Annotated in this window: 20 protein-coding genes; 12 read left to right on the forward strand and 8 right to left on the reverse strand. The window is 74.7% G+C overall.

Annotated features, from left to right (window positions below):
* The first annotated feature begins 92 nt into the window (after nt 1-92).
* The 5 genes from VKZ81_RS07620 (at nt 93) to VKZ81_RS07640 (ending at nt 8,630) form a co-directional block, all read left to right on the forward strand.
* Nucleotides 93-1,844, forward strand: a complete 1,752-nt coding sequence (locus tag VKZ81_RS07620; protein WP_324240729.1) for a choline dehydrogenase — start codon at nt 93-95, stop codon at nt 1,842-1,844.
* 77 nt (nt 1,845-1,921) lie between these two features.
* The gene (locus tag VKZ81_RS07625) at nt 1,922-2,941 is read left to right on the forward strand and encodes a LacI family DNA-binding transcriptional regulator (protein WP_324240730.1); all 1,020 of its coding nucleotides are present in this window, start codon (nt 1,922-1,924) and stop codon (nt 2,939-2,941) included.
* The gene (locus VKZ81_RS07630) at nt 2,941-4,407 is read left to right on the forward strand and encodes a mannitol dehydrogenase family protein (protein WP_324240731.1); all 1,467 of its coding nucleotides are present in this window, start codon (nt 2,941-2,943) and stop codon (nt 4,405-4,407) included. Before VKZ81_RS07625 ends, VKZ81_RS07630 begins: the two co-directional genes overlap by 1 nt.
* Before the next feature lie 144 nt (nt 4,408-4,551).
* Nucleotides 4,552-5,667, forward strand: a complete 1,116-nt coding sequence (locus VKZ81_RS07635) for a hypothetical protein (RefSeq protein WP_324240732.1) — start codon at nt 4,552-4,554, stop codon at nt 5,665-5,667.
* Nucleotides 5,655-8,630: an FtsW/RodA/SpoVE family cell cycle protein gene (locus VKZ81_RS07640; RefSeq protein ID WP_324240733.1), complete on the forward strand. Its 2,976-nt coding sequence runs from the start codon at nt 5,655-5,657 to the stop codon at nt 8,628-8,630. The genes VKZ81_RS07635 and VKZ81_RS07640 overlap by 13 nt, the downstream gene beginning before the upstream one ends.
* On the opposite strand, the gene VKZ81_RS07645 is transcribed toward VKZ81_RS07640, so the two are convergent.
* From VKZ81_RS07645 to VKZ81_RS07660, 4 genes are all read right to left on the reverse strand, one after another.
* Nucleotides 8,631-9,626, reverse strand: a complete 996-nt coding sequence (locus VKZ81_RS07645) for a rod shape-determining protein (protein ID WP_324240734.1) — start codon at nt 9,624-9,626, stop codon at nt 8,631-8,633.
* Nucleotides 9,627-9,688: 62 nt separating this feature from the next.
* Complete coding sequence (locus VKZ81_RS07650) at nt 9,689-11,383, reverse strand: FAD-dependent oxidoreductase (protein ID WP_324240735.1); 1,695 nt, start codon at nt 11,381-11,383, stop codon at nt 9,689-9,691.
* 74 nt (nt 11,384-11,457) lie between these two features.
* The gene (uxaC, locus tag VKZ81_RS07655; protein ID WP_324240736.1) at nt 11,458-12,882 is read right to left on the reverse strand and encodes a glucuronate isomerase; all 1,425 of its coding nucleotides are present in this window, start codon (nt 12,880-12,882) and stop codon (nt 11,458-11,460) included.
* Nucleotide 12,883: 1 nt separating this feature from the next.
* Nucleotides 12,884-14,233 (reverse strand): Gfo/Idh/MocA family oxidoreductase, encoded by a 1,350-nt coding sequence (locus tag VKZ81_RS07660; protein WP_324240737.1) that lies wholly within the window; start codon nt 14,231-14,233, stop codon nt 12,884-12,886.
* 251 nt (nt 14,234-14,484) lie between these two features.
* Between VKZ81_RS07660 and VKZ81_RS07665 the strand changes: the two genes are divergently transcribed.
* The 5 genes from VKZ81_RS07665 (at nt 14,485) to VKZ81_RS07685 (ending at nt 18,944) form a co-directional block, all read left to right on the forward strand.
* Nucleotides 14,485-15,816, forward strand: coding sequence for an ABC transporter substrate-binding protein (locus VKZ81_RS07665; RefSeq protein WP_324240738.1), 1,332 nt, complete (start codon nt 14,485-14,487; stop codon nt 15,814-15,816).
* 14 nt (nt 15,817-15,830) lie between these two features.
* Nucleotides 15,831-16,790: a carbohydrate ABC transporter permease gene (locus tag VKZ81_RS07670; RefSeq protein ID WP_324240739.1), complete on the forward strand. Its 960-nt coding sequence runs from the start codon at nt 15,831-15,833 to the stop codon at nt 16,788-16,790.
* Nucleotides 16,790-17,689 (forward strand): carbohydrate ABC transporter permease, encoded by a 900-nt coding sequence (locus VKZ81_RS07675; protein WP_324240740.1) that lies wholly within the window; start codon nt 16,790-16,792, stop codon nt 17,687-17,689. Before VKZ81_RS07670 ends, VKZ81_RS07675 begins: the two co-directional genes overlap by 1 nt.
* Complete coding sequence (locus tag VKZ81_RS07680) at nt 17,686-18,282, forward strand: hypothetical protein (protein WP_324240741.1); 597 nt, start codon at nt 17,686-17,688, stop codon at nt 18,280-18,282. The genes VKZ81_RS07675 and VKZ81_RS07680 overlap by 4 nt, the downstream gene beginning before the upstream one ends.
* A 65-nt stretch (nt 18,283-18,347) precedes the next feature.
* Nucleotides 18,348-18,944, forward strand: a complete 597-nt coding sequence (locus VKZ81_RS07685; protein WP_324240742.1) for an LURP-one-related family protein — start codon at nt 18,348-18,350, stop codon at nt 18,942-18,944.
* Nucleotides 18,945-18,978: 34 nt separating this feature from the next.
* Here the strand turns inward: VKZ81_RS07685 and VKZ81_RS07690 are convergent, their stop codons facing one another.
* Nucleotides 18,979-19,356: a DUF4186 domain-containing protein gene (locus tag VKZ81_RS07690; protein ID WP_324240743.1), complete on the reverse strand. Its 378-nt coding sequence runs from the start codon at nt 19,354-19,356 to the stop codon at nt 18,979-18,981.
* Between the two features lie 112 nt (nt 19,357-19,468).
* Between VKZ81_RS07690 and VKZ81_RS07695 the strand changes: the two genes are divergently transcribed.
* A complete protein-coding gene (locus tag VKZ81_RS07695; RefSeq protein ID WP_324240744.1) occupies nt 19,469-20,281 on the forward strand; it encodes a slipin family protein in 813 nt (270 codons plus the stop codon).
* A complete protein-coding gene (locus VKZ81_RS07700; RefSeq protein WP_324240745.1) occupies nt 20,281-21,267 on the forward strand; it encodes a universal stress protein in 987 nt (328 codons plus the stop codon). Before VKZ81_RS07695 ends, VKZ81_RS07700 begins: the two co-directional genes overlap by 1 nt.
* Before the next feature lie 6 nt (nt 21,268-21,273).
* Here VKZ81_RS07700 and VKZ81_RS07705 read toward each other — a convergent pair whose 3' ends face one another.
* From VKZ81_RS07705 to VKZ81_RS07715, 3 genes are all read right to left on the reverse strand, one after another.
* Nucleotides 21,274-23,403, reverse strand: a complete 2,130-nt coding sequence (locus VKZ81_RS07705) for an ATP-dependent Clp protease ATP-binding subunit (protein ID WP_324240746.1) — start codon at nt 23,401-23,403, stop codon at nt 21,274-21,276.
* Between the two features lie 65 nt (nt 23,404-23,468).
* Nucleotides 23,469-23,993 carry a flavin reductase family protein gene (locus VKZ81_RS07710; RefSeq protein WP_324240747.1) on the reverse strand — a complete coding sequence of 175 codons (525 nt, stop codon included), beginning with the start codon at nt 23,991-23,993 and terminating at the stop codon, nt 23,469-23,471.
* A 3-nt stretch (nt 23,994-23,996) separates the two neighbouring features.
* Nucleotides 23,997-24,144: Fe-Mn family superoxide dismutase (locus VKZ81_RS07715; protein WP_324240751.1), on the reverse strand; the 148-nt coding region annotated here is incomplete at its 5' end.

The following is a 24,144-nucleotide window of genomic DNA, read 5'->3' on the forward strand; positions in this document are numbered from 1 at the left end:
TGCGCGCAGCGCCGAAGCTTCCGGCGCAGGGGGAGTCAAGGCGACGGTGGCCGGTGTCGCGCGCCGGCCGAGGGGGAAGAGTGAGGGACAACGTGTCGAGTGCCGACTACGACGTCGTGATCGTGGGTGGCGGTCCGGCCGGGTGCATCCTGGCCAACCGCCTGTCCGCCAACCCGGCGGTGCGGGTGCTGCTGCTCGAGGCCGGTGGCGCCGACCACTGGTGGGACCTTCGGATCCAGCTCCCGCTCGCGATGGGCTTCCCGGTCGGCCACCGGACCTTCGACTGGCGCTACGAGTCCGACCCGGAGCCGAACCTGGACGGCAGGCGGCTGCCCCACCCCCGCGGCAAGGTCCTCGGCGGCTCCAGCAGCATCAACGGGATGCTCTACGAGCGCGGCCACCAGGCGAGTTACGACCGGTGGGCCGCGGAGACCGGCTCGCCGCTGTGGGACTACGCCCACTGCGAGCCGTACTTCCGGCGGCTGGAGGGCTGCGTGGGCGAGCCGCGCGGCACCGGCCGCGGCCGCAACGGCCCGCAGACGCTGCAGCGCGGCCCGGCCGAGGGCCCGATCTTCGACGCGTTCTTCGAGGCGGCCCAGCAGGCCGGCTACAAGGTCGTGCCCGACATCAACGACAACGCGCAGGAGGGCTTCTCCCCGCTGGACCAGGCGGTCCGGGGTGGCAAGCGCGCCTCGGCGGCCGCCGCGTACCTGCACCCGGTGGAGGACCGGCCGAACCTCGAGGTCCGCACCCACGCGCTGGTGAGCAAGGTCCTCTTCGACGGCACCCGCGCGGTGGGCGTGCGCTACCGCGACCGCGAGGGCCAGACGCACGACGTGCACGCGAGCGAGACGATCCTCTCGGCGGGCGCGATCGCCACGCCGCAGATCCTGCAGCTGTCCGGCGTGGGCGACGCCGACCACCTGCGCGGGCTCGGCATCCCGGTCGTGCACCACCTGCCCGGCGTGGGCGAGCAGCTGCAGGAGCACCTCGCCGTGCACGTCCAGCACCGGTGCATCCAGCCGGTCTCCATGTCGGAGATCCGCGACAAGAAGAAGTGGCCCGGCGTCGTGCTCGACGCGCTGCTGTTCGGCAAGGGCCCGGGCACCCGCAACCCGATGCAGGCGGGCGGGTTCGTCCGCAGCGAGTACGCCGAGGGCGACGAGCCGGACCTGATGTTCCTGCTCGCGCCGCTCGCCATGAACAGCGCCGACGAGTCGGTCGAGGTCACCGCGCACGGCTACCAGATGCACGTCGGCGTGATGCGGTCCGAGTCGCGCGGGTCGGTCAAGATCACCTCGCCGATCCCGGCGGTCCACCCGAAGATCGTCTGCAACTTCCTGTCGGACCCGATGGACCGGCCGCGGTGGATCGACGCCATCAAGAAGGCCCGCCACCTGCTCGGGCAGCCGGCGTTCCGCAACCTCGACGGCGGCGAGACCCTCCCCGGGCCGCACGTGCGCACCGACGACGAGATCATGGCCTGGGTGCGGCGCACCGGCCGCGTGGGCTACCACCCGGCGTGCACCGCGGCGATGGGCCGGGGCGAGCTCGCGGTGGTGGACCCGGACACGATGCGGGTGCACGGCCTCGAGGGCCTGCGCGTGGTCGACGCGTCGGTGATGCCGTCGCTCATCAACGCCAACACCCTCGCGCCCACGATGATGATCGCCGAGAAGGCGGCCGACATCATCATCGGCAACCCGCCGCTCCCGCCGGCCCGGCAGTTCGAGCGCCGGTCCGAGCAGTCGGCGCGGCCCGCACCGGGGCCCGCCGACCCGGAGCCCGCGCAGCGGTCCAACGGGTCGCCGTCGGGGGCCGAGCTGTTCGCCGATAGCCGCTGAGGTGACGTAAGCGCTTGCGTCCTTGACAGTTGCTGCAATGGTTTGCAGGCTGATGTCAGCCGGCGGACAGGAGCAGCATGGCGGTCACGATCCACGAGGTCGCGAAGGGCGCCGAGGTATCGGTGTCCACCGTGTCCAGGGCGTTCACCATGCCCGAGATGGTGAACGCCGCCACCCGCCGCAAGGTCCTGCAGGTGGCCGAGGAGCTCGGCTACCAGCCGAACCGGGCCGCGCGCGGGCTGGTCACCGGCAAGACCGGCAACATCGGCGTGGTCGTGCCGGACGTGGCCAACCCGTTCTTCTCGGCGATGCTCAAGGGGTGCACGGCCCGCGCCCGTGAGGTGCGGCACGTCGTGTTCCTCGCCGACGCCGCCGAGGACCCGCGGATCGAGGCCGAGGTCGTCGGCGCGATGGCCAAGCAGGTCGACGGCGTGGTGCTCTGCTCGCCGCGGATGGAGCCGGCCCAGCTCGAGCGGCTGGTCGGCACCACGCCGATCGTGCTCGTCAACCGCGACGAGGCGGGCCTGCCCGCGGTGCTCATGGAGTCCGCGGACGGGGCCCGCCAGGCGCTCGAGCACCTCGCCGCGCTCGGCCACCGGCGCATCGCCCACCTCGCCGGGCCCGCGGCGTCGTGGGCGGGGGAGGAGCGGCTGCGCGGGCTGCGCGCCGCGGCCCCGGCCTGCGACGTCGAGACCGTCGAGCTGGGGCCGTTCCCGCCCACGTTCCAGGGCGGTGTGCAGGCCGCCGACCTCGCCCTGGCCCGGGGGGTCACGGCCATCCTCGCCTTCAACGACCTGATGGCCGTGGGCGTGCTCAACCGGCTCGCCGCCCGCGGGGTGGCGGTGCCCGAGGACATCAGCGTGGTCGGCTACGACGACATCGAGATGTCGTCGATGACCACGGTGCCGCTCACCACCGTGCGGATGCCGATGGAGGCGGCCGGCCGTGCCGCCGTCGACCTGCTGCTCGACGGGCTCGAGGCCCGGGACTCCCCCGAGCCCGCCCGCCGCTGGCTGCCCACGCAGCTCATCGTGCGGTCCACCACGGCACCGCCGCGGCCGGAGCCCGGCTCGGCCCACGCGCAGGCGGGCCGGTGATGGCCCGGCTCGGCCTCGCGGCGCTGCCCCACCTGCCCGAGCAGGTGCGCCCGCTCGTCGACCCCCGCGCGCTGCGGGTCGGCGTCGTGCACCTGGGCATCGGCGCCTTCCACCGCGCCCACCAGGCCGTCTTCACCGAGGAGGCCGTCGCCGCCGCGGGCGGCGGCTGGGGGATCTGCGGGGTCACCCAGCGCAGCCGCGGGGTGATCGACCAGCTCCGGCCCCAGGACGGGCTCTACTCGGTGCTCGTGCGCGGCGAGGAGACCTCCCTGCGCGTGACCGGGGCGGTGCGCGACCTGCTGTTCGCCGCGGAGGAGGGGGAGCGGCTGCAGTCGCTGCTCGCCGCGCCCACCACCCGCCTCGTGACGCTCACGGTCACCGAGAAGGGCTACCGCCACGACCCCGCCACCGGCAGGCTCCGCCGCAGCGACCCCGACGTGGCCGCCGACATCGCAGGTGGCGCCCCGCCGCGCACGGTCGTGGGGCAGCTGGTGCGCGGCCTGCAGGCCCGTCGGGCCGCCGACGCCGGCCCGATCACGCTGCTGTCCTGCGACAACCTGCCGTCCAACGGCGCGGTGCTGCGCGGGCTCGTGCTGGACTTCTGCGCCGCGCTCGCGGACGGCGACGCGCTCGCCGCGTGGATCGCTGAGTCGGTGTCGTTCCCCTCGTCCATGGTCGACCGGATCGTCCCGGCCACCACCGACGCCGACCGCGCCGAGGCCGCCCGGCTGCTCGGGTTCACCGACCACGGCACCGTCGTCACCGAGCCGTTCCGCCAGTGGGTGGTCGAGGACCGGTTCGCCGCCGGCCGCCCGGCGTGGGAGCGCGCCGGGGTGGTGCTCACCGCGGACGTGGCGCCGTACGAGGCGATGAAGCTACGGCTGCTCAACGGCAGCCACTCCACCCTCGCCTACCTCGGCGCGCTCGCCGGGTACGCGCACGTCGCCGACGCCATGGCCGACCCCGGCATCGCGGGCGTCGTGGCGCACCTCATGGCCGACGACGTCGAGCCCACCCTCACCGTCCCCGACGGGTTCGACGTGGCGGCCTACCAGGCCGAGCTCATCGAGCGCTTCCACAACCCCGCGCTGCGCCACCGCACCGTCCAGATCGCCATGGACGGCACCCAGAAGCTCCCGCAGCGGCTGCTCGGCACGATCGCCGACCGGCTCGCCGCGGGCGCGGAGCCCCGCTACGCCTGCCTCGGCGTGGCCGCCTGGATGCGCTACGTCTGGACCGCGCAGGCCGAGGACGGCTCCCCGCTGCCCGTCGACGACCCCCTCGCCGACCGGCTGCGCCGGCTCACCGCCGGCGCGGCCACCGCACGCGAGGCCGTCGACGCGCTGCTCACGCTCGAGGAGGTGTTCGGCGCGGAGCTGCCCGGGAACGGCACGTTCCGCGAGCTGGTCACCGACTCCCTCGAGGCCCTCACGAAGGGCGGCGTCGCCGCGGCCACCCGGATCTGACCGGCGACCGAGCGGCGCAGGCGCCGCCCGCGCGCACCCGCCGCCACCTGGTCGAACGCCGTGCGTGCCGATCGGGTGCCGCCGAATTCGTCCTGCCCAACGCCCCGTTCCAGTGGTGCAATTGCACGGGGCGAGGGGGCGGCCATGACGCGGTCGAGGGCGCAGCGGCGCGCACCGCTGCTGCACAAGGTGCACGTCCGGACGCGGCGCGCTGCCCGCGCCCGGCCGACGCCGCCGGCGGGCCCGCCCGCCGACGGCGTCGGCCTGACCCGGCTGCTCGCCGTCGCCCGCCTCACGCCGCCCCAGGCCGTCGCGCTGGGCGCCGACCTGGTGGCCGCCGTCGAGGCTCGCCCGGTCGCCGCGCCGCCGCGGCTCGCGGCCGTCCGGGTCGGCCGGGACGGCGCGGTGCGCCTGCTCGACGGCCCGCCGGGCCACGGCAGCCACCTCGCGCAGGTCGGGGCCCTCCTCGACCGGCTCGCCGCGGCGACCGACGGCCCGGTGCCCGCGCTCGACCGCGCCGCCGCCGAGGCCCGGTCGCCCGACGGGCGGCTCGCGATCGTCGCCGCCGTCCTGCGGGAGGCCGACGCGCCGGGCGGGCGGCGGGCCCGGGCCGAGCTCGGCCGGGCGGTCGCGGTGATCGTGGGCGCTCCCGCACCCGCCCCGTCCGCCGCGCCGCGGTCCGCCGCCCCGCGGAGGCGGCCGCCGCGCCGCCCGCGGCGGACGCCGGCCAGGGCCGTCGCGGCCCGCAGCTGGAAGTGGGCACTGTCGGTGATGGTGCTCGTCGTGGTGGTCGCCGCCGAGATCACCTTCCTGCGCGACGACATCGCCCGCGACGTCACGGCGGTGCTCCAGGCGGGCCGGGCCGGGGCCACCGCGGCGTCCCCGTCGACGGCGCTGCCCCCGCTCCCCACGGCCTCCCCGCCGAGCGGGGGCACCGTCGACGCGGTCGACCTGCGGCCGGTGGCGCCGTGCGCCCCCGGCGCGGAATGCGCCCTCCGCGTGCAGGTGCGGGTGCGGCCGCAGGCGCAGCCGTACGAGCTCGCCTTCAGCCTGCGCGTCCTCGACCGCTGCACCCGCGTGCTCACCGCCGCGCCGGGCTCCGCCGCCACCGTGCCGCCGTACGGCGACCGGCTCGACGCGGTGGTCACCGTGTCGCTGCCGGAGGCGTCCGCGCTCGCCGTCACCGCCGTCACCGACCAGCCGTTCACCGCCACCAGCGCCGCCGTGCCCGTGCCCGAGGACGGTGCGTGCCCGGCCTGATCACCCGAGGGGGGAACGGGGCGATGCTCATCGTGGAGCAGGGCGAGCACCCCGCGCCGGACGAGCCGGGCGGCCGGCCGCCGCTGCGCCCGCCGGACCGCCGGGGCGTCGCGTTCGACCTCGTCGCGGTGCTCGCCGCGCTCGTGCTCGTCGGCCTCGGCCTGGCCAACCTCCTCGCCGTCGACGGGATCGAGCAGGCCACGCGGCAGGGGACGATCGCGGCGGCGGGCGTCGTGCTGTTGGTCGCGCTGTGGCGGTTCCGCGAGCGGCTGCTCGTGGTGCTGGGGTGGATCACCTACGTCGTCGCCGTGCTCCTGCTCGCCGCCGTCCACGTGGCCGGGGTGACGGTCAACGGCGCGACGCGCTGGATCACGATCGGCGGCATCACCTTCCAGCCGTCGGAGCTGGTCAAGCTCGGGCTGCTGCTCGTGCTGGCCGCGGTCCTCGGCTCGGGCCGGCCCGCGTGGCAGCGGTTCGCGGCCGCGGTCGCGCTCGCCGCCGTCCCGCTCGCGTTCACGGCGCTGCAGCCGGACCTGTCCACCACGCTGCTCCTGCTCGCCCTCACCGGCGGGATGCTGCTCATCGGCCGCGTGCCGGCGCGCTTCCTGCTCCCCGTGTTCGCCGCGGCGGCCATCGCGGCGCCGCTCGCCGTCACCCTGTTGCGCCCGTACCAGATCGAGCGGCTGGGCAGCTTTCTCGTCGGCGCCCACGAGTCGCCGACCGGCGCCGGGTGGGCCGTGCTGCAGGCGCACATCGCGATGGGGTGGGGCTCGCTCTTCGGGCGCGCCGAGGACCCGCTGACCGGCCTGCTCGCCCAGTACCTGCCGGAGAAGGAGACCGACCTCGCCCTCGCCAGCCTGGTCGAGCAGTTCGGGCTGGTCGCGGGCGCCGCCGCGATCGCGGCGGCCGCCGTGCTGGTCTGGCGGCTCGCGCTGGCCAGCCGCGCGCCGCGGCCGTCGGGCGGGGTGCTGGTCGCGGGCGGGCTCGCGGTGCTGATCGGCGTGGAGGTCGTCGTGTCGGTCGGGGGCAACCTCGGCCTGCTCCCGCTGGCCGGCGTGCCGTTCCCGCTGGTCAGCTACGGGGGCACCGCGCTACTGGTGCACCTCGCCGCGCTCGGGGTCGCCCTCGGCGTCCGCCGCGACGGGGCGCGGACGCGGCTGCTCCTGCTGTCGCGGTGGCGGTCGCGGCGGCCCCGGCTCGTCCGGGCGATCGCGCTGGGGCTCACCGCCGTGCTCGTCCTGTTCGGGCAGTTCGCGTTCCAGTTGCAGACCACCCGCGGGGAGGCGCTCGCCGCGGCCGGCGAGGAGCAGATGACGCGCTGCATCCGCATCCCCGCCGAGCGCGGGGCGATCACCGACCGGCACGGCACCCCGCTCGCGCTCGACGCGACGGCCACGGGGGAGGGCGCCTACCGGGTCGTGGCCGTCCCGGCGATCACCCGCTCCGAGCCGGGCGCAGTCGAGCGGCTCGCGGAGCTCGTCGGGCAGCCCGCCGAAGCCGTACGCGCCGCCCTCGACGGCGCGGACCCGACCACCCTGTCGCTGGTGGTCGCCGAGCTGCCCCGGCCCGCCGCCGACGCCGTCACGGCCGCGGGGCTCCCCGGCGTGCTGGTCGTGCCCGCGCCCCGGCGCACCTACCCGACGGGCCCCCTGCTCGCCCCGGTGATGGGGTTCGTCGGCATCGCGACCCCGCAGGAGGAGCAGCGCTGGCCGGACCTGCCGTCGGGCGAGTTCGTCGGCCGCGCGGGCCTCGAGCTGCAGTACGACGCCGTCCTGCGCGGGGTGAACGGCGGCCAATGCGTCTACGTCGACCCGAAGGGCGTGCCGGTGGCGATGGGCAAGCGGGTGGAGCCGGTGCCGGGCGCGTCGCTGCGGACGTCGCTCGACGTCGGCCTGCAGCGACGGCTCACCGACACCCTCCAGGCGGCGCTGCGCGCCCAGCCCCGGCGCTCCGCCGTGGCCGCCGCGGTGGCGCTGGACGCGCGCAACGGGCAGGTCCTCGCGATGGCGAGCCTCCCGTCCTACGACAACAACATCTACGGTCCGCCCGTCGACACGGCCGCGCTGCAGGCCGCGGCCACCGCGCCCGGCCACCCGATGCTGGAGGGCGTGTCGCAGGTCGCGCTGCCGCCGGGCTCCACGTTCAAGCTGGTCGTGGCCACGGCGGGCGTTCTCAACCCGATCATCCCGCCGGAGCGGGTGATCCCGACCGGCGGCAGCTTCACGCTCGGCGGGCACACGTTCGACAACTGGCGGGTCATGGGGCCGATGAACCTCGCCGAGTCGATCGCCTGGTCGAACGACGTCTACTTCTACCAGCTCGCCCACACCCTCGGCCCCGATCGGCTGATCGAGGCCGCGCGGGCGCTCGGGGTGGGCGCGCCGACGGGGATCGACCTGCCCGGCGAGTCCCCCGGCTACCTCGGCACACCGGAGAGCGTCGAGGCGTCCGGGCGCGGCTGGTACGGCGGGTCGACGGTGATCCTCGGCATCGGGCAGGGGTACCTGTTGACCACCCCGTTGCAGAACGCCCGGTGGAGTGCGGCCATCGCCACCGGTGCGCTCGTCACCCCGCGGCTGGGGCTCGCCGTCGGCACCGACACGGGCGGGTACACGGCGCTGCCCGCCCCGGCGCCGGAGCCGCTGCCGTTCGCCGACCGGCTCGGGCCGGTGCGCGCCGGCATGCGCGGCGCCGTCACGCACGGGACCGCGGCCCGGCTGTCGGGCGTGACGGTCCCGGTCGCGGCGAAGACGGGCACCGCCCAGGACGGCAGCCTGCCCCCGGACGCCTACGACAACTGGCTCTCCGCGGTCGCCCCGGCCGACGACCCCGCCGTCGTGGTCACCGCCGTCGTGCAGGGCCCGGGCACGGGCGGCAACAACGTCAAGGGCGTGGTGGCCGACGCGCTGCAGCACTACGCCGACCACGGGGCGGAGCTGCTCGCGACGCCCCCGATGGGGTGATCACCGCCAGCCGTAGGCCTCGATCACGCCCGGGGCGGACAGGGCGAGCGCGGCGCCCTCGGCCACGCAGGTGAGCGGGTTCTCGGCCATCTTCACGGGGAAGCCGAAGGCCTTCTCCAGCCGCGGGTGGAACTCCCGGGTCAGCGCCGCGCCGCCGAAGGCGATCACGCCCTCGGCCAGGATGTCACCCGCGGCGTCCGGCGGCAGGTCGTGCAGGGCGGCCGCGAGCGTCTGGATGATCTCGTCGGTGATCGGCCGGAGCACTTGGGCGATCTCCTCGACCGGGATCGTCGCGAGCCGCGCGTGCCCCGACCCGGCGTCCAGGCCCGGTACCGGCAGGCTGGGCTCGGTCTCGGCGCCGATCCGGATCTTGATCTCCTCGGCGGTCCGCTCGCCCACCACCAGCTGGTGCTCGCGGCGCAGGTGCCGGAAGACCGCGATCGTCATCTCGTCGCCCGCGACCCGGCAGGACCGCGAGGTGAGCACCCCGCCGTAGCAGAACGCCACGGCCTCGGCCGTGCCGCCGCCGACGTCGACGACCATGTGCGCGCGGCGGTCCATCGGGTCGATGCCGCACGCCAGCGCCCCCGCGATCGGCTCGTCGATCGCCGCGGCCCGGTGCATCCCGGCCTCGTCCGCAGCCGCGAGCAGCGCGCGGCGCTCCAGCGCCGTGGCGCCGGAGGGCACCCCGATCGCCACCCGGCCGTGCATGCGCTTCCAGGGGCTCGACACCGCCCGGCGGGCCACGGCCCGCAGGTAGGACCGGGCGACCTCGAGATCGGTCACCACCCCGTCCTGCAGCGGCCGCATGGCCTGCAGGCCCGCGGGCACCCGCCCCAGGAGCTCGGCGGCCTCCGCCCCGACCGCGACGATGCCCCCACCCCGCCCGCCGCGGCGGCGCCGCAGCAGCACGGACGGCTCGTTGTACACGACCTCCTGCACGGCGTCGTAGACGACGGTGTTGGCCGTACCCAGATCGATCCCGAACTCCGACACGCCGCCCCCACCCCTCGTCGACGCCCGTGGTGCCCGGGGACTCGCCGCCGCCCCGGCGGGCGTTAAGCGACGCCCGCCGCCGCGAGCAGGCCGGCGCGGTCCGGGCCGGGCAGGGGGTAGCGCGGGGCGCCGCCGCCCGCGGCCAGCACCCGCTCGACCGCGCCCTCCCGCGCGAGCACCTCGGTGGGCAGCGCGAGCATGCCCGCGATCTCCAGCTGCATCCGCAGCACGTCCGGGTCCTTCGCCGTCCCGGCCGCCATCGCCTTCGCGATCGCCCAGCGGTCGTCGGGGGCGGCGGGGGTGCCGGTCCGGTCGGCCTCGATCTCGGCGCGCCGGGACCGGGACGTGGCGACGGTCGACCAGAACCAGGGCTCGACGGCCGTCGCGGTGTCCTCCGCCCACCGCGTGGCCACCTCGTGCGGGTCGGCGCCGTCGGTCGCGCGGAGCAGCTCCCGCAGCGCCACCGCGTGCAGCAGCCCGATGGACGCCCCGCGCCCCAGCGACGGGTTGCTGTAGGCCGCCGCGTCCCCGATCGCGAGCAGCCCGGTGACGACCGGGCTGCCGTCCACCACGAGGCGGCGCAGGCGGTCCCCGGGACCGCCGAACGCGTCCACGCCGGTGATCGGCCCCGCCTCGGTCCAGGGCGCGACGAGCGGGTAGGAGCGCACCGCGGCCGTCCACCGCTCCGGCTCGCGCAGCGCCCGCAGCTGCCTGTCGTGGGAGCTCGCGACGACGACGACCGACCAGGTGCCGTTGTCGGCGGGCAGCGTCAGGATGGTCACCGAGTCGTACCACTGCTGCAGGGGACCGCGCAGCGGCGGCTTCGGCCCGGGGCCGGCGAAGTGGCGGCAGTAGTAGACGTAGCCGCCCTCGTCCTGCTCCTCGGCGGGGGCGGGCGCGCCTGCCTCGGCGAGCAGCGCGGGCAACGGCGAACCCCGCCCGGTCGCGTCGACGACGAGGTCGCCGCGCAGCTCGAGCCCGTCGGCGCTCGCCACCCCCGTGACGTGGGGGACCCCTGTCCGCGACGGCTCGGTCAGCAGCGCGCGCACCGCGCTGCCGCGCCGGACCGCCACGCCCTCCTGGCCTGCCGCCGCCCGGGCCACCACGGCCTCCAGCACCGCACGGCGCGCGGTGAGCGTCGTGAACCGGTCGTCGGTGGCGCTGCACCCGCCGCTGACCGCGGCGGGCAGCTCGGCCAGCACGTTGTAGCGCAGCGCCCCGGCGGCGAGGAGGCCCTCGGCCACGTCGGGCAGCTCGGCCTCGAGCAGGTGGCGGAACCGCGGCAGCATGTGGTGCGGCAGCCGGAACTGGCCGCACCCGCGCCGCTGCCAGGCCTCCCACGCCGCACCCGGCTCCGGCGGCTCGGCCGGGTCGCGTTCGAGCACCGTGACCCTGTGCCCGTCGCGCGCCAGGAGCAGCGCGGTGAACAAGCCGGTCAACCCGGCGCCGAGGACGGTGACGCGCTGAGCCGTGGACATGGTTGCCTCCCCGCCGCGGCCGGGGTCCGGCCGCCTGGGATCAGGACGGTCCACCCGCCGCCGGTGATACGCCCCCTGCCGGCCCTGCACACATCCCGGGTGTGTGAAGTCGGGTTTCGCGGAGGCGTTGCGCGGTGGGCCGACGTCGTCGAGGTCCTTCCCGGTCCAGCGCACGACGCGCAGACCCTCGTCGCGCAGGGCGTCCTCGCGCAGCTCCTCCTCGACCGGCACCGGCGGGGGCAGGCCGCCCGCGGGCCCGAACGGGAAGAACCCGCCCACCTCACACACCGCAGGTCCACCTCACACAGCGCCGGCGCTGTGTGAAGCACACCCCCGGTTGGTGACGTCGCCGGTCAGGAGCGGGGGGCGTAGGCCGCGCGGGGGATCGTGGTGGAGAGGTCGATCGCCGTCTCGATCGCCTCGTCCAGCGCGAGCTGGCCGTTCGCCACGAGCTGGGCGAGGTAGCCGCTGTCGATCCGGCGGGCGAGGTCGTGCCGCGCCGGGATCGAGGCGAACGCCCGCGTGTCGTCGACGAAGCCAGCGGTGTTGTAGAAGCCCGCGGTCTCGGTGACGGCCTCGCGGAAGCGCCGCATGGCGTGCGGGCTGTCGAGGAACCACCACGGCACGCCGAGCCGCACCGACGGGTAGACGCCCGCCAGCGGGGCGAGCTCGCGGGAGTAGGTGGTCTCGTCGATGGTGAAGATCACGCACCGGAAGCCGGGGTCGGTGCCGAACGCGTTGAGCATCGGCTGCAGGCCGCGGGTGAAGTCGACCGGCAGCGGGATGTCGAAGCCCTTGTCCGGCCCGAAGGCGTCGTGGACGCCCGCGTGGTGGTTGCGTGCCACACCCGGGTGGATCTGCATGACGAGGCCGTCGTCGCGGCTCATCCGCGCCATCTCGAACAGCATGTGCGCGGCGAACGCCTCGGCGGCGGCCGGCTCGACCGACCCGGCGAGCGCGGCGGCGTAGATCCGCTCGGCGTCGGCGCGGTCGAGCGGCGTGGTGTCGGCGCTCGTGTGGCCGTGGTCGGTGGCGAGCGCCCCGTGCTTGCGGAAGTGCTCCCGCCGCTGCTCGAGGGCGGCGATGTAGCCGGCGTAGGTGTCGACGGCGACGCCCGCGACCTCGCCGAGCTCCTCGACGTCGCGCTTCCACGTGGGCCGGTCGATGTGCACCAGCGCGTCCGGGCGGAACGTGGGCACGACCCGGCCGTCCCAGTCGGACGCGGCGATGGCGGCGTGCGCGTCGAGCGTGGACGACGGCGCGTCGGTCGTGGCGAGGATCTCCAGCTTGAACCGGTCGAACAGGGCCCGCGGGCGGAACTCCGGGCGCGCGATGCAGTCGGCGATCTGGTCGTAGATCGCGTCGGCCGTCTCCTCGGAGGGGTGCACGTCGACGCCGAAGACGTCGTGCAGCTCCTGCTCCAGCCAGAACCGCGACGGCGTGCCGCGGAACAGGTGCCAGCCGGCGCAGAAGCGGCGCCAGATCGTCCGGCCGTCGGTCTCGACGGGCCCGCCGTCGCGGCGGGGGACGCCGAGGTCCTCCAGCCGCATGCCCTGGGAGACGAACATGCGGGTGACGTAGTGGTCGGGAACGACGAGCAGCTGCGCCGGGTCGGGGAACGGCTCGTCGTCGGCGAGCACGGACGCCTCGACGTGGCCGTGCATGCTGATCAGGGGCAGGTCGCGGACGGCGGCGAAGATCTCGCGGGCGATCGCGCGCACCGCGGGTTCGGTGGGCAGCACCCGGTCGTCGTCGAGCACCAGCGGTCGAGCAGCCATGTCAGAGCTCCAGGATGTCGTCGGCCCGGACCGGCAGGCCGGTCTCGAACGAGCGGTTGGCGGCGAGCCCGGTCAGCAGCGACAGCGCGCCGTCGCGGTGGGTGGAGGCCCGGCCGAGCGGGTCGTCCACATCCTTCCCGCCGAAGATGTCGGCGAGCATCCGCTCATCGCCGCCGCCGTGGCCGCCGCTGGTGTCGGGCAGGTCGAGGTCCTCGGGCTTCTCCCAGTGCCTGCGCAGGGTGAGCCGGGCGCCGTGGTCGGGCTCGGGCCGCAGCTCGGTGCCCGGCCTGCCGTGCAGCGCCTCGCCCTGCACCGTGCCCGCGGTGTCGGGGTCGACGAACGAGTTCTCCATGACGTCGAGCTCGAGGCGCCCCCCGCTGCCGTTGAAGGCGACCCGGTAGCCCTCCCACGGCGAGTAGGCCGTGAGGTGGTAGGTCATCGTGGCGCCGCTGCGGTAGCGCACGGCCACGGCCATGTCGTCCTCGATCGTGATGCCGGGGCCGAAGACGTTCTGGTCGCGGTGGTAGCCGTCCTCGTGCTCGGCGTCGAGGTAGAGCGCCGTCATCGTCTCGCTGCTCGCCAGGTGCAGGGCGAACGGGTCGTCGGCGGCCGCGGGCGAGCCGTGCGCCCGCGCGTAGGGCCGCGCGAGCCCGCGCCTGCGCCCGTTCTCCTCGCCGTAGAAGAACAGCCGCCCGAGGCCGTAGACGACGTCGGGGGAGGAGGCGATCCACCAGTTGACCAGGTCGAAGTGGTGGGTGGCCTTGTGCACCATGAGCCCGCCGGAGTTGGCCTTGTCGCGGTGCCAGCGGCGGAAGTAGTCCGCGCCGTGGCGGGTGTCGAGCAGCCACTCGAAGTGCACGGAGCCGATCTCACCGATCGCGCCCGAGGCGATCACCTCACGCACGCGCGCGTGCAGCGGGTTGTAGCGGTAGTTGAACGTGACCGTGACCTTGCCGCCGGTCTCGGCCTGCGCGTCGAGGATCCGCCTGCACTTGTCGGCGTCGGTGGTCATCGGCTTCTCGGTGATCACGTCCCGGCCGGCCCGCAGGGCGGCGACGATGTACTCGTCGTGGGTGCGGTCGATCGAGGTGACGATCACCGTGTCGACCCGCTCGGCGTCGAGCATCCGGCCGAAGTCCGCGGCCTGGTACGTCGGGACGGCGGGCAGGCCGCGCCCGACGACGGTGCGGTTGTGCACGTCCATCCGGGTCTGGTTGGTGTCGCAGAAGGCGACGAGCTGCGCCGTGTCGGCGTGGGCGCCGGTGAGCGCGTCGACGAACATCTGGGCGCGCCCGCCGAGGCCGACGATCGCATAGCGGGGGCGCGGCGAGCTCGCGGCGCTGAGGGACATGCACACTCCCGGTGCTGGGGCCTACTGCAAAGGGTTGCAGGCTGGCGGTTCGACTGAGCAGGCAGCTCACGGCGTTGTTGGACACCGCGCCGAGGGCGTCGGCGGACCCATGATGCAAACGGCTGAAAAAAACCGCAAGACGTTGTTGACGTCGCGGGCCCCGCTCTGAACTAATTGCGCAACGAGCCAGGCCCTGTGCTCGCCGCCACAGCGGGTGGCCGAACCGGGCCAGTGTGATCGAAGGAGCTCCCATGGCCATCCTCGGGCTGAGTCGGACCGTGCGCTCGCTCGCCGCGGGCACCGCCGTGCTCGCCGTCCTCGCCACCGCCGCGTGCGGTGGGGGATCACGGGCGAGTGACCAGGAAGCGGGCGGTCCGCCCGAGCGCGAACAGCCGGTGCAGCTGGAGGTCACCTGGTGGGGTGGCCCCGCGCGCGCCGAGATCACGCAGAAGGTGCTCGACCTCTACACGCAGAAGCACCCGAACGTCACCTTCACCACGCAGTGGCAGGGCTACTCCGGCTACTACGACAAGGTCAACACGTCGGCGGCGGGCCGCAACGCCGCCGACATCATCCAGATCGACAACCGCGTCCTGCGCGAGTACGCCAACAAGGGCCTGATCGCCGAGCTGGACCCGTGGGTGGGCAGCACCCTGCAGCTCGACGGGATCGACCCGAAGCTGCTGGAGACCGGCAAGGTCGACGGCAAGCTCTACGCCATCCCGCTCGCGGCCAACACCGGCTCGTTCGTCGTGGACAAGACCGTCGTCGAGCCGCTCGGCCTGCTCCCGCCGGAGACCGGGTGGGCCTCGTGGGAGGAGTTCGGCGAGTGGGCCGCGCGGGTCAACCAGGCCACCGGCTCGCAGCCGTGGGCCTTCCGCGACGAGAGCGCCACGATGGGGGCGTTCGAGTTCTGGCTGCGCCAGCGCGGCAAGGAGCTCTACGACGGGCAGAAGCCGGGCTTCACCGTCGAGGACGCCACGGCCTGGTTCGAGATGTGGGCGACGTTCCGCGACAGCGGCGCCGCGTCGCCCGCCGAGGTCGCCCAGCCCGCCAACGGCGGTGACATCTCCAAGAACACCGTGATCACCCAGCAGACCGCCGGGACGTTCAGCTACGACAACCAGCTGACCGAGATCGCGAAGGGCACCGACCACGAGCTCGTGCTCGTGCCGCTGCCCGGGGACCAGTCCGGCGCGTACGCGCGGCCGTCGCAGTTCTTCACCGCCTACGCCCGCGGGGAGAACATCGCCACGGCGGTCGACGTGATCAACTTCTTCGTGAGCGACCCCGAGGCCGGCGCGATCCTCGGCACCGAGCGCGGCCTGCCGCCCAACAAGCAGGTCCGCGACCAGATCGCCCCGCAGTTCGACGAGCAGCTGCAGTACGTGCTCGCCTTCGACGAGCGGGTGACCGCGCAGGCCGGCCCCACCCCGCCGGTGCCCGCCCAGGGCGATTCGCAGGTCACCCGGCTGCTCACCGCAGCGGCCGAGAACGTCGGGTTCGGCCGCCAGACGCCGGCCGAGGCGGCCGAGGAGTTCGTCGCCCAGGTCACCGGCGAGCTCGAGCGCGCGGCGAGCTGACAGGAGCGGTCTCGATGGCGGACACGGCGGTACGCCCGGCGCCGGCCGCGGGCACGACGCAGACGGCATCCCGCGGCCGGCCGGGGCGCCGGAAGGAGGCGGTCGCGGGCTACGTGTTCCTGAGCCCGTGGTTGCTCGGCCTGTTCGGCATCACGCTGCTGCCGATGCTCTACTCGCTCTACCTCAGCTTCACCGACTACGACCTGCTGCAGGACCCGGAGTGGGTGGGGCTGGAGAACTACGAGCGGATGTTCACCGGCGATCCGCAGTTCTGGAACGCCGTGGTCGCCACCGTCCTGTTCGCGGTCACCTCGGTGCCGCTGAAGCTCGCCGTGGCCCTCGGCGTCGCGCTGCTGCTCTACCGCAACCGGCGCGGCGTCGGGCTGTACCGCTCGCTGTACTACGTCCCGTCGCTGCTGGGCGGCAGCGTCGCCATCGCGATCGTCTGGCAGACGCTGTTCGGCGGCCAGGGCGCGATCAACGAGGTTTTGGCCGTCTTCGGCATCCCGACCCGCGCCTGGATCAACGACCCGTCGTTCGCCCTCGGCACGCTGGTGGTCCTCGCCGCCTGGCAGTTCGGCGCCCCGATGGTGATCTTCCTGGCCGGGCTCAAGCAGATCCCGGCCGAGATGTTCGAGGCCGCCGCGCTCGACGGGGCCGGCCGGTTCAAGCAGTTCTGGCACGTCACCCTGCCGCTGTTGTCACCGGTGCTGTTCTTCAACGTGGTGCTGGAGACGATCGCCGGGTTCCAGGGCTTCACGGCGGCGTTCGTGATCAGCGGCGGCACCGGTGGGCCGGCCGACTCCACGCTGCTCTACACCGTGTACCTGTACCTGCGCGGGTTCGGCGACTTCCAGATGGGCTACGCCTCGGCGATGGCCTGGGTGTTCCTCGTGGCGCTGGGCATCATCACGGCGATCGTCTTCCGCAGCGGCTCGCTCTGGGTCCACTACGCCGACGAGGGGGACCGCTGATGGCCACCACCACCGTCGCCCCGGTCGCTACCGCGGCCGCCGCGCCCGGTCCGGTCGGGAACAACCGCCGCTGGTACGAGGGCGCCACCGCGCACGTCGTGCTGATCGCTCTCCTGCTGGTGGCGCTGTACCCGATCGTCTACATGATCGGGACGTCGTTCAAGGCGCCCGACGAGATCCTCAACAACGTCAACGTGCTGCCGCGCCGGTTCAGCCCGCAGAACTACGCCGAGGGCTGGATCGGGATCCCGGGCGTCACGTTCGGCACGTTCTTCCTCAACAGCGCGGTGGTCGCGGCCGGAGTGGTCATCGGCAACGTCGTGGCCTGCTCGCTGGCGGCGTTCGCGTTCGCGCGGCTGAAGTTCCCCCTGCGCGGCTTCTGGTTCGCGATCATGATCGGCACGCTGCTGCTGCCGCACCACGTGCTGATCGTGCCGCAGTACGTGCTGTTCAACAGCCTGGAGTGGATCAACACCCCGCTGCCGCTGATCGTGCCGAAGTTCCTCGCCACCGAGGCGTTCTTCGTGTTCCTCATGGTGCAGTTCATGCGGGGGATCCCGCGCAGCCTCGACGAGGCCGCCGAGATCGACGGCTGCGGGCCCTACCGGCGGTTCCTCTTCGTGGTGCTGCCGCTCACCAAGCCCGCGCTCGTCACCACGGCGGTGTTCTCGTTCATCTGGACCTGGAACGACTTCTTCACCCAGCTCGTCTACCTGAACGACCTCGACGCCTACACGGTGCCGATCGGGCTGCGGTTGTTCCTCGACTCGAGCGGGCAGAACGCCATCGCGCCGATGTTCGCGATGTCGGTGCTGTCGCTGGTGCCGGTGTTCCTGTTCTTCCTGGTGTTCCAGCGGCTCATCGTCGACGGCATCAACACCAGCGGGATCAAGGGATGACCGCGCGAGCGCCGGTGCAGGCCGCGGGTGGCTGGAAGGAGCAGCTGCGCCGCGTCGCCGAGCTCGCGCTGCTCGGCATCGTCGCGGTGCCGGCGAGCCTGCCGGTGGTCACGGTCGGGGCGGTGGTCGCCACGCTGTCGAGCGCCGTCGGGCACTGGGTCGACCACGACGAGCTGCCGTCCTACCGCGAGATCGGAACCGAGTTCGCGCGGCGGTTGCTGCCCGGGGTGCCGGTGAGCGCGGCGGGCGTGCTCGCGGTCCTCGTGGTGGTGCAGCAGGTGGACTGGTTGCGCGCCGGGGTCGTGCCCGGTGGCGGTGCGGTGCTCGCGGTGTTCGGCGTGGCCGTCGCCTGCCTCGTCGCGGTGGTGCTGCTGGCCGTGCCGCGGCTGGCCGGTGGCGGGTGGCGCACCGCGCTCGCCGCGGCCTGGACGGACCTGCTGCGCGCCCCCGCCTCGGGACTCGCGGCGCTGGCGGTGACCGGGGTCGCGGCCCTGCTCGCGGTGCTGCTGCCCGGCGTGGTGCTGGTGCTGCCCGCGCTGGTGGTGCTGGCCCTGCACGCGGTGCACCGGCGGCTGGTCCCGCCCCGCCCCTGACCCGGCCGCCCCCGCGGGGGTGTGCGGCGTGCGGCAGGCGGGACCCGCCTGACAGACTCGCGATCATGACCGCTCCGATGCACGTCCCGCGGTTCTTCGTCCGCCAGCGGATCACGCTGATGGTCAACCGCTACGAGATCCGCGGCGCCGCACCCGACGGCAGCGAGGGGCCGCTGCTCGCGTTCGCGCAGCAGAAGCGCATGAAGTTGCGCGAGGAGGTCGTCTTCTACGCCGACGAGTCCCGCTCCCGGGCGGTGTTCTCGTTCAAGGCCCGCCAGCGGCTGGACGTGCACGCAGAGCACGACGTGTTCGACGAGCACGGCAACGCGATCGGCTACTTCCGCAAGGAGTTCGGCGCGAGCCTGCTGCGCTCGACCTGGACGCTGGCGGGCCCGGGCTACGAGGCGGTCGGCAGGGAGCGCAGGCCGGTCATCGCGATCCTGCGCCGGGTGTGGGACTTCATCCCGTACCTCGGTGACATCTGGGTGCCGTTCGTGTTCCACTTCGACTTCGTCGACAAGGCCACCGGGCAGCCGGTGATGTCCAGCGAGCGCAAGAAGGCGATCCGGGACCGCTACGTCATCGACGTGCCCGACCCGCGCGTCGACTTCCGGGTGGCCGCGGCCATGGCCGTCGCGCTGGACGCGCTGCAGTCGCGCTGACCCGGGCGAACACCCGCGACGTGGCCGGGCTCGGTTACGGGGGCGGCCGGCCGGGGGCGTACTGCCCGCTGATCCAGCGGATGATCGCCTCCACCACGTAACCCCGCTCGGCCTCGTCCAGCGGGCGCCCGGCGGGGATGCCGTGCCAGCGCTGCAGGCAGCTGCGGCAGCACGTCGCCGTGGCGTGCTGCGCGACGAACACGGGATGCCCCCGGTAGGGCGTCTGACGCCCGTCGTTGCGCGGCTCGGCCGGGGCGAGCCTGCGCGCGATCAGCTCCTCGGCGTGCGTGCGGACGGTGGCGATGCCGCGCAGGTCGACCACCGCGCGGTCCCGGCCGCGCAGCCGGAACTTCGCGCGGAAGGGGTGCTGCCCGATCCGCTGCAGCCGGGCGTCGAGCTCGTCCTCCGCCACGGACCCATGACACCACCCGGGCGCGGAGCCCGCTCCGACGCTGCTGAACTGTATCGCCTCACGATGTATCGTGCTACGATACAAAACCGATCGCGGTGGAGCGGAGGCCGAGATGATCAGCGTCCTCGTCGTGGTCGCGGTGGTGGCCGCGGCACTGGTACTGCTCGGGTCGAGCGTCCGGATCGTCAACCAGTACGAGCGGGGAGTCGTCTTCCGGTTCGGCCGGGTCCTGCCGCAGACCCGCGGTCCGGGGCTCGCGTTCATCGCGCCGATCGCCGACCGGATGCAGAAGGTCAGCATGCAGATCGTCACGCTGCCGGTGCCCCCGCAGGACGGGATCACCCGCGACAACGTGACCGTCCGGGTCGACGCGGTCGTCTACTACCGGGTCGTCGACCCGGTGCGGGTGGCCGTCGACGTGCAGGACTACGGCTCGGCGATCCTGCAGGTGGCGCAGGCGTCGCTGCGGTCGATCATCGGCAAGAGCGAGCTGGACGACCTGCTGTCCAACCGGGAACGGCTCAACCAGGGCCTCGAGCTGATGATCGACAGCCCGGCCCTCGGGTGGGGCGTCCACATCGACCGGGTGGAGATCAAGGACGTGGTCCTGCCGGAGTCGATGAAGCGGTCGATGTCGCGGCAGGCCGAGGCCGAGCGGGAGCGTCGGTCCCGGGTGATCACCGCGGAGGGGGAGCTGCAGGCGTCGCAGCAGCTGGCCGAGGCCGCCGAGGTGATGGCCGCGCACCCGGCCGCGCTGCAGCTGCGGCTGCTGCAGACGGTGGTCGAGGTCGCCGCCGAGAAGAACTCGACGCTCGTGCTGCCCTTCCCGGTGGAGCTGCTGCGCTTCCTGGAACGGTCCACGCCGGCCGAGCCCGCCGACCTCGCCGCGGCGCCCGAGCCGCTCGTGCGAGGGGCGGTGCGGTGATGTACCCGGGAGCGGCGGTCGTCGTCGTGGGGGTCGACGACGCCGGCACCGCGGACGCCGCCGTCGACTGGGCCGCGGCCGAGGCCGCGGCCCGCGGCTGCTCGCTGCGGGTCGTGCACGCGTTCCACCCGCCGCTCCCCGCGGACCCCTACGGCGTCGCCTCCCCGCTGGACGGCCTCGTCGGGGCCAGGGCCGTCGCCGAGGACGTGCTGCGCGCCCACGTCGCGCGGGCCCGCTTCGTGGCGTCCGACCTCGACGTGGCGGCGCACCTGGCGTACGGGTCCGCGGTGCAGGTCCTGCTCGCCGAGGCGAGCCGGGCACGACTGCTCGTCACCGGCAGCCGCGGCCTGGTCGGCCTGCGGGCGCTGCTGGGCCGGTCGGTGTCGGCCCGGGTGGCCGCGCGCGCACCCTGCCCGGTGGTCGTCGTCCGGCCCCCGGACGGCGCGGACCCGGACGGCGCGGACGGCGCGGTCCCGGACGGCGCGGTCCCGGACGGCGCGGTCCCGGACGGCGGGGCGCCGCCGCGGGTCGTCGTCGGTGTCGACGGCCGCAGCGCGGAGACCCCCGAGGTCGGGTTCGCCTTCGAGGCCGCCCGCCAACGCGGTGTCCCGCTCGTCGCCGTGCACGCCTGGGTCGCGGATCCGCCCGCGGACCTGGAGGCGGTGTGCGCCCCGTCCACGGTGGCCGAGGCCGCGGCGCGCAGGCGCCTCGACCGCGCCGTGGAGTCCTGGCACGCGCGCTACCCCGCCGTCCCGGTCGTCACGCGGCTCGTGCGCGCCGACCCGGCTCGCGCCATCGCCGAGGAATCTCGCGGCGCGGCCCTGGTCGTCGTCGGCACCCGGGGTCGGGGGCTGGTCCTCGGGGCGCTGCGCGGGTCGGTGAGCCGGGCCGTGCTGGGCCGCGTCCGCGCCCCGGTGGCGGTGGTGCACCGGGTGCACCACGCCGACACCCGGGCCCGCGACGGCTTCGACGCCGCCACGGCCTGAGCGCGCTCAGCGTGCCTGCGGTCGCAGTTCCAGTGCCCCGTCGCGCGCGTCGACGACCACGCGCGCACCGGGCCGCACGTCCCCGGCGATGATCATTCGGGAGAGCACCCGGTCCACCTCGCGCGCGATGGTGCGGCGCAGCGGCCGGGCGCCCAGCTCGGGCTGGTGGCCGCGCTCGGCGAGCCAGTCGACCGCGGCCGGGGTGGCCTCCAGCTCGATGCCCTGCTTGCGCAGCCGCTCGACCGTGCCCGCGAGCAGCAGCTCGGTGATGCGCCGCAGCTCGTCGCGGCCCAGGGCGGAGAAGACGACGATGTCGTCGATCCGGTTGAGGAACTCCGGTCGGAAGGCCAGCCGTGCCACGGCGAGGACGCCCTCGCGCACCTCCTCCACCGGCCGCCCGGCGGCCGCGAGGATGCGGTCGGCGCCGAGGTTGCTCGTCATGATCACGACGGTGTGGGTGAAGTCGACGACCCGGCCGTGGGAGTCGGTGAGCCGCCCCGCGTCGAGCACCTGCAGCAGCGTGTTGACGACCTCGGCGTGCGCCTTCTCGATCTCGTCGAGCAGCAGCACCGCGTAGCGGGTGCGGCGCACCGCCTCGGTGAGCTGACCGGCGTCGTCGTAGCCGACGTGCCCGGGCGGGGCGCCGACGAGCCGGAACGCGCTGCTGCGGTCGGAGAACTCGCTCATGTCGAACCGCAGGAGCGCGTCGTCGCTGCCGAAGAGGGCCTCGGCGAGCGCCCGCGCCAGCTCGGTCTTGCCGACGCCGGTGGGGCCGAGGAACAGGAACGACCCGACCGGCCGGTCCGGGTGGGCGAGGCCCGCCCGCCCCGCGCGGACCGCGTCGGCCACCGTCTCGACGGCCTCGTCCTGGCCGACGACGCGCCGGTGCAGCAGCTTCTCCAGGTCGAGCAGCTTGCGCCGCTCGGCGCCGGTGAGCTGGGCGATGGGGATGCCGGTGCTGTCGGAGACGACGCGGGCCACGTCGTCGGCCCCGATCTCCACCGCCCCGCCGTCCGGGCGCGCGCCGCGGGCCGTGCGGGCGCCCAGCGCCGCCTCGGCCGCCTCGATCTCGCGGGTGAGCAGGTGCGCGCGCTCGAAGTCCTCGGCGTCGACGGCCACCTCGCGCGCCCGGCGCAGCTGCTCCAGCTCCTCCTCGCCGGCGCGGTCGGCGGGGGCCGCGGGCTCCCCGGCCCGGATCCGGGCGCGGGCGCTCGCCCGGTCCAGCAGGTCGATCGCCTTGTCCGGCAGGAACCGGTCGGGCACGTACCGGTCGGACATCTCCGCGGCGGCCACGAGGGCGTCGTCGCGGATCCGCACGCCGTGGTGCTGCTCGTAGCGCGGGCGCAGGCCGCGCAGGATCGCGACCGTGGCCTCCACGGACGGCTCCGCGACCAGCACCGGCTCGAAGCGGCGTTCCAGCGCGGAGTCCTTCTCGATGTGGCGGCGGTACTCGGTGAGCGTGGTGGCCCCGATCAGCCGCAGGTCGCCGCGGGCGAGGGCGGGCTTGAGCAGGGTGGCCGCGTCCATCGGTGCGCCCTCGGCCGACCCGGCCCCGATCACCGAGTGCAGCTCGTCGAGGAACAGCACGATCGACCGCTCGGCCGCCACCACCTCGTCGATGACGCCGGTGAGCCGCTGCTCGAAGTCGCCGCGGTAGCGGGTGCCCGCCACCATGCCGCCGAGGTCGAGCGCCACCACGCGGACGCCGCGCAGCGACTCGGGCACCGCACCGTCGGCCACCCGCTGGGCCACGCCCTCCGCGATCGCGGTCTTGCCGACGCCCGGGTCGCCGACCAGCACCGGGTTGTTCTTCGTGCGCCGGGCCAGCACCTCGAGGACCTGGTCGATCTCGGCGTCCCGGCCGATCACCGGGTCCAGCGCGCCCCGGGCGGCCTCGGCGGTGAGGTCGCGGCCGAACCGGTCGAGCTTCGGGGTGCGGCCGCCGGTGGGCGGGCGCCGGGGGCCCGTGCCGCCCAGGGTGTCGCCGAGCGTGGTCTCGAGGTTGCCGATGAGCCGCTCGAAGAGGTCGTCGAGCGGCCCGAAGTTGAGGGGCCCGAAGTCGGGCCCGGGGTTCCCGGGGCCCGGGTTCGGTCCGGGTCGGTCCTGCGGCACGGCCACCTCCGTCGAGTGCTCCACCCCCGATGGTCCTCCGTTCGGGCCGTTCGCGCCGCCCCGACGCGGGATCCGCGTCCCGGGGTGGGTCAGGAGTGGGCCGGCAGGGCGGGCCCGAGCGCGTGGAAGTCGCGGTCGTGGTGGACCAGCGGCCGCCCCTCGCGCCCGGACGAGCGCACCCCGACCACCTCGGCGGTCACCACGGTCGCGTCGCCCACGGGGACGCGCGCGAGCGGGCGGCAGCGCAGCGCGGTCGGCGCGTCCGGCAGCCACGGCTCGCCGGTGGCGAGCCGCGTCCAGTGCGTATCGGGCCCGAACCGGTCCGCCCCCGAGGTGGCGAAGCGCCGCGCCAGCTCGACGTTGCGCGCCTCCAGCAGGTGGACGAGGAACGAATCGGCCGCGAGCAGCGCCGTGGTGGCGCTCGCTCGGTGCGAGAACGAGACGACGAGCGCGGGCGGGTCCAGCGACACCGACGCCACCGACGACGCGGTGAGCCCCACCGGCGCACCGGCGCCGTCGCGGGCGGTGACCACGGCGACGCCGGTGGGGTGATGGCGAAAGGCCTCCCGGAACGCGCCCGCGAGCAGGCCCGCCGGGACCGCCGTCGCGGTCATCGGTCAGGCCCCGCGGGCCGTGGCGAAGCGCTCGGCGGCGTCGGCCCAGTTGACGACGTTCCACCAGGCCTTGACGTAGTCGGGCTTGACGTTGCGGTACTGCAGGTAGAACGCGTGCTCCCACATGTCGAGCAGCACGATCGGGACCTGG

It is taken from the genome of Pseudonocardia sp. (genome assembly GCF_035305885.1).
Lineage (GTDB): Bacteria > Actinomycetota > Actinomycetes > Mycobacteriales > Pseudonocardiaceae > Pseudonocardia.

Coding starts and splice junctions, on each gene's coding strand:
- VKZ81_RS07710 (WP_324240747.1), bottom strand. CDS start 23,993: ATGACCGCGACGGCGGTCCCGGCGGGCCTGCTCGCGGGCGCGTTCCGG.
- VKZ81_RS07660 (WP_324240737.1), bottom strand. CDS start 14,233: ATGTCCCTCAGCGCCGCGAGCTCGCCGCGCCCCCGCTATGCGATCGTC.
- VKZ81_RS07675 (WP_324240740.1), top strand. CDS start 16,790: ATGGCCACCACCACCGTCGCCCCGGTCGCTACCGCGGCCGCCGCGCCC.
- VKZ81_RS07635 (WP_324240732.1), top strand. CDS start 4,552: ATGACGCGGTCGAGGGCGCAGCGGCGCGCACCGCTGCTGCACAAGGTG.
- VKZ81_RS07670 (WP_324240739.1), top strand. CDS start 15,831: ATGGCGGACACGGCGGTACGCCCGGCGCCGGCCGCGGGCACGACGCAG.
- VKZ81_RS07665 (WP_324240738.1), top strand. CDS start 14,485: ATGGCCATCCTCGGGCTGAGTCGGACCGTGCGCTCGCTCGCCGCGGGC.
- VKZ81_RS07680 (WP_324240741.1), top strand. CDS start 17,686: ATGACCGCGCGAGCGCCGGTGCAGGCCGCGGGTGGCTGGAAGGAGCAG.
- VKZ81_RS07630 (WP_324240731.1), top strand. CDS start 2,941: ATGGCCCGGCTCGGCCTCGCGGCGCTGCCCCACCTGCCCGAGCAGGTG.
- VKZ81_RS07625 (WP_324240730.1), top strand. CDS start 1,922: ATGGCGGTCACGATCCACGAGGTCGCGAAGGGCGCCGAGGTATCGGTG.
- VKZ81_RS07685 (WP_324240742.1), top strand. CDS start 18,348: ATGACCGCTCCGATGCACGTCCCGCGGTTCTTCGTCCGCCAGCGGATC.
- VKZ81_RS07695 (WP_324240744.1), top strand. CDS start 19,469: ATGATCAGCGTCCTCGTCGTGGTCGCGGTGGTGGCCGCGGCACTGGTA.
- uxaC (WP_324240736.1), bottom strand. CDS start 12,882: ATGGCTGCTCGACCGCTGGTGCTCGACGACGACCGGGTGCTGCCCACC.
- VKZ81_RS07700 (WP_324240745.1), top strand. CDS start 20,281: ATGTACCCGGGAGCGGCGGTCGTCGTCGTGGGGGTCGACGACGCCGGC.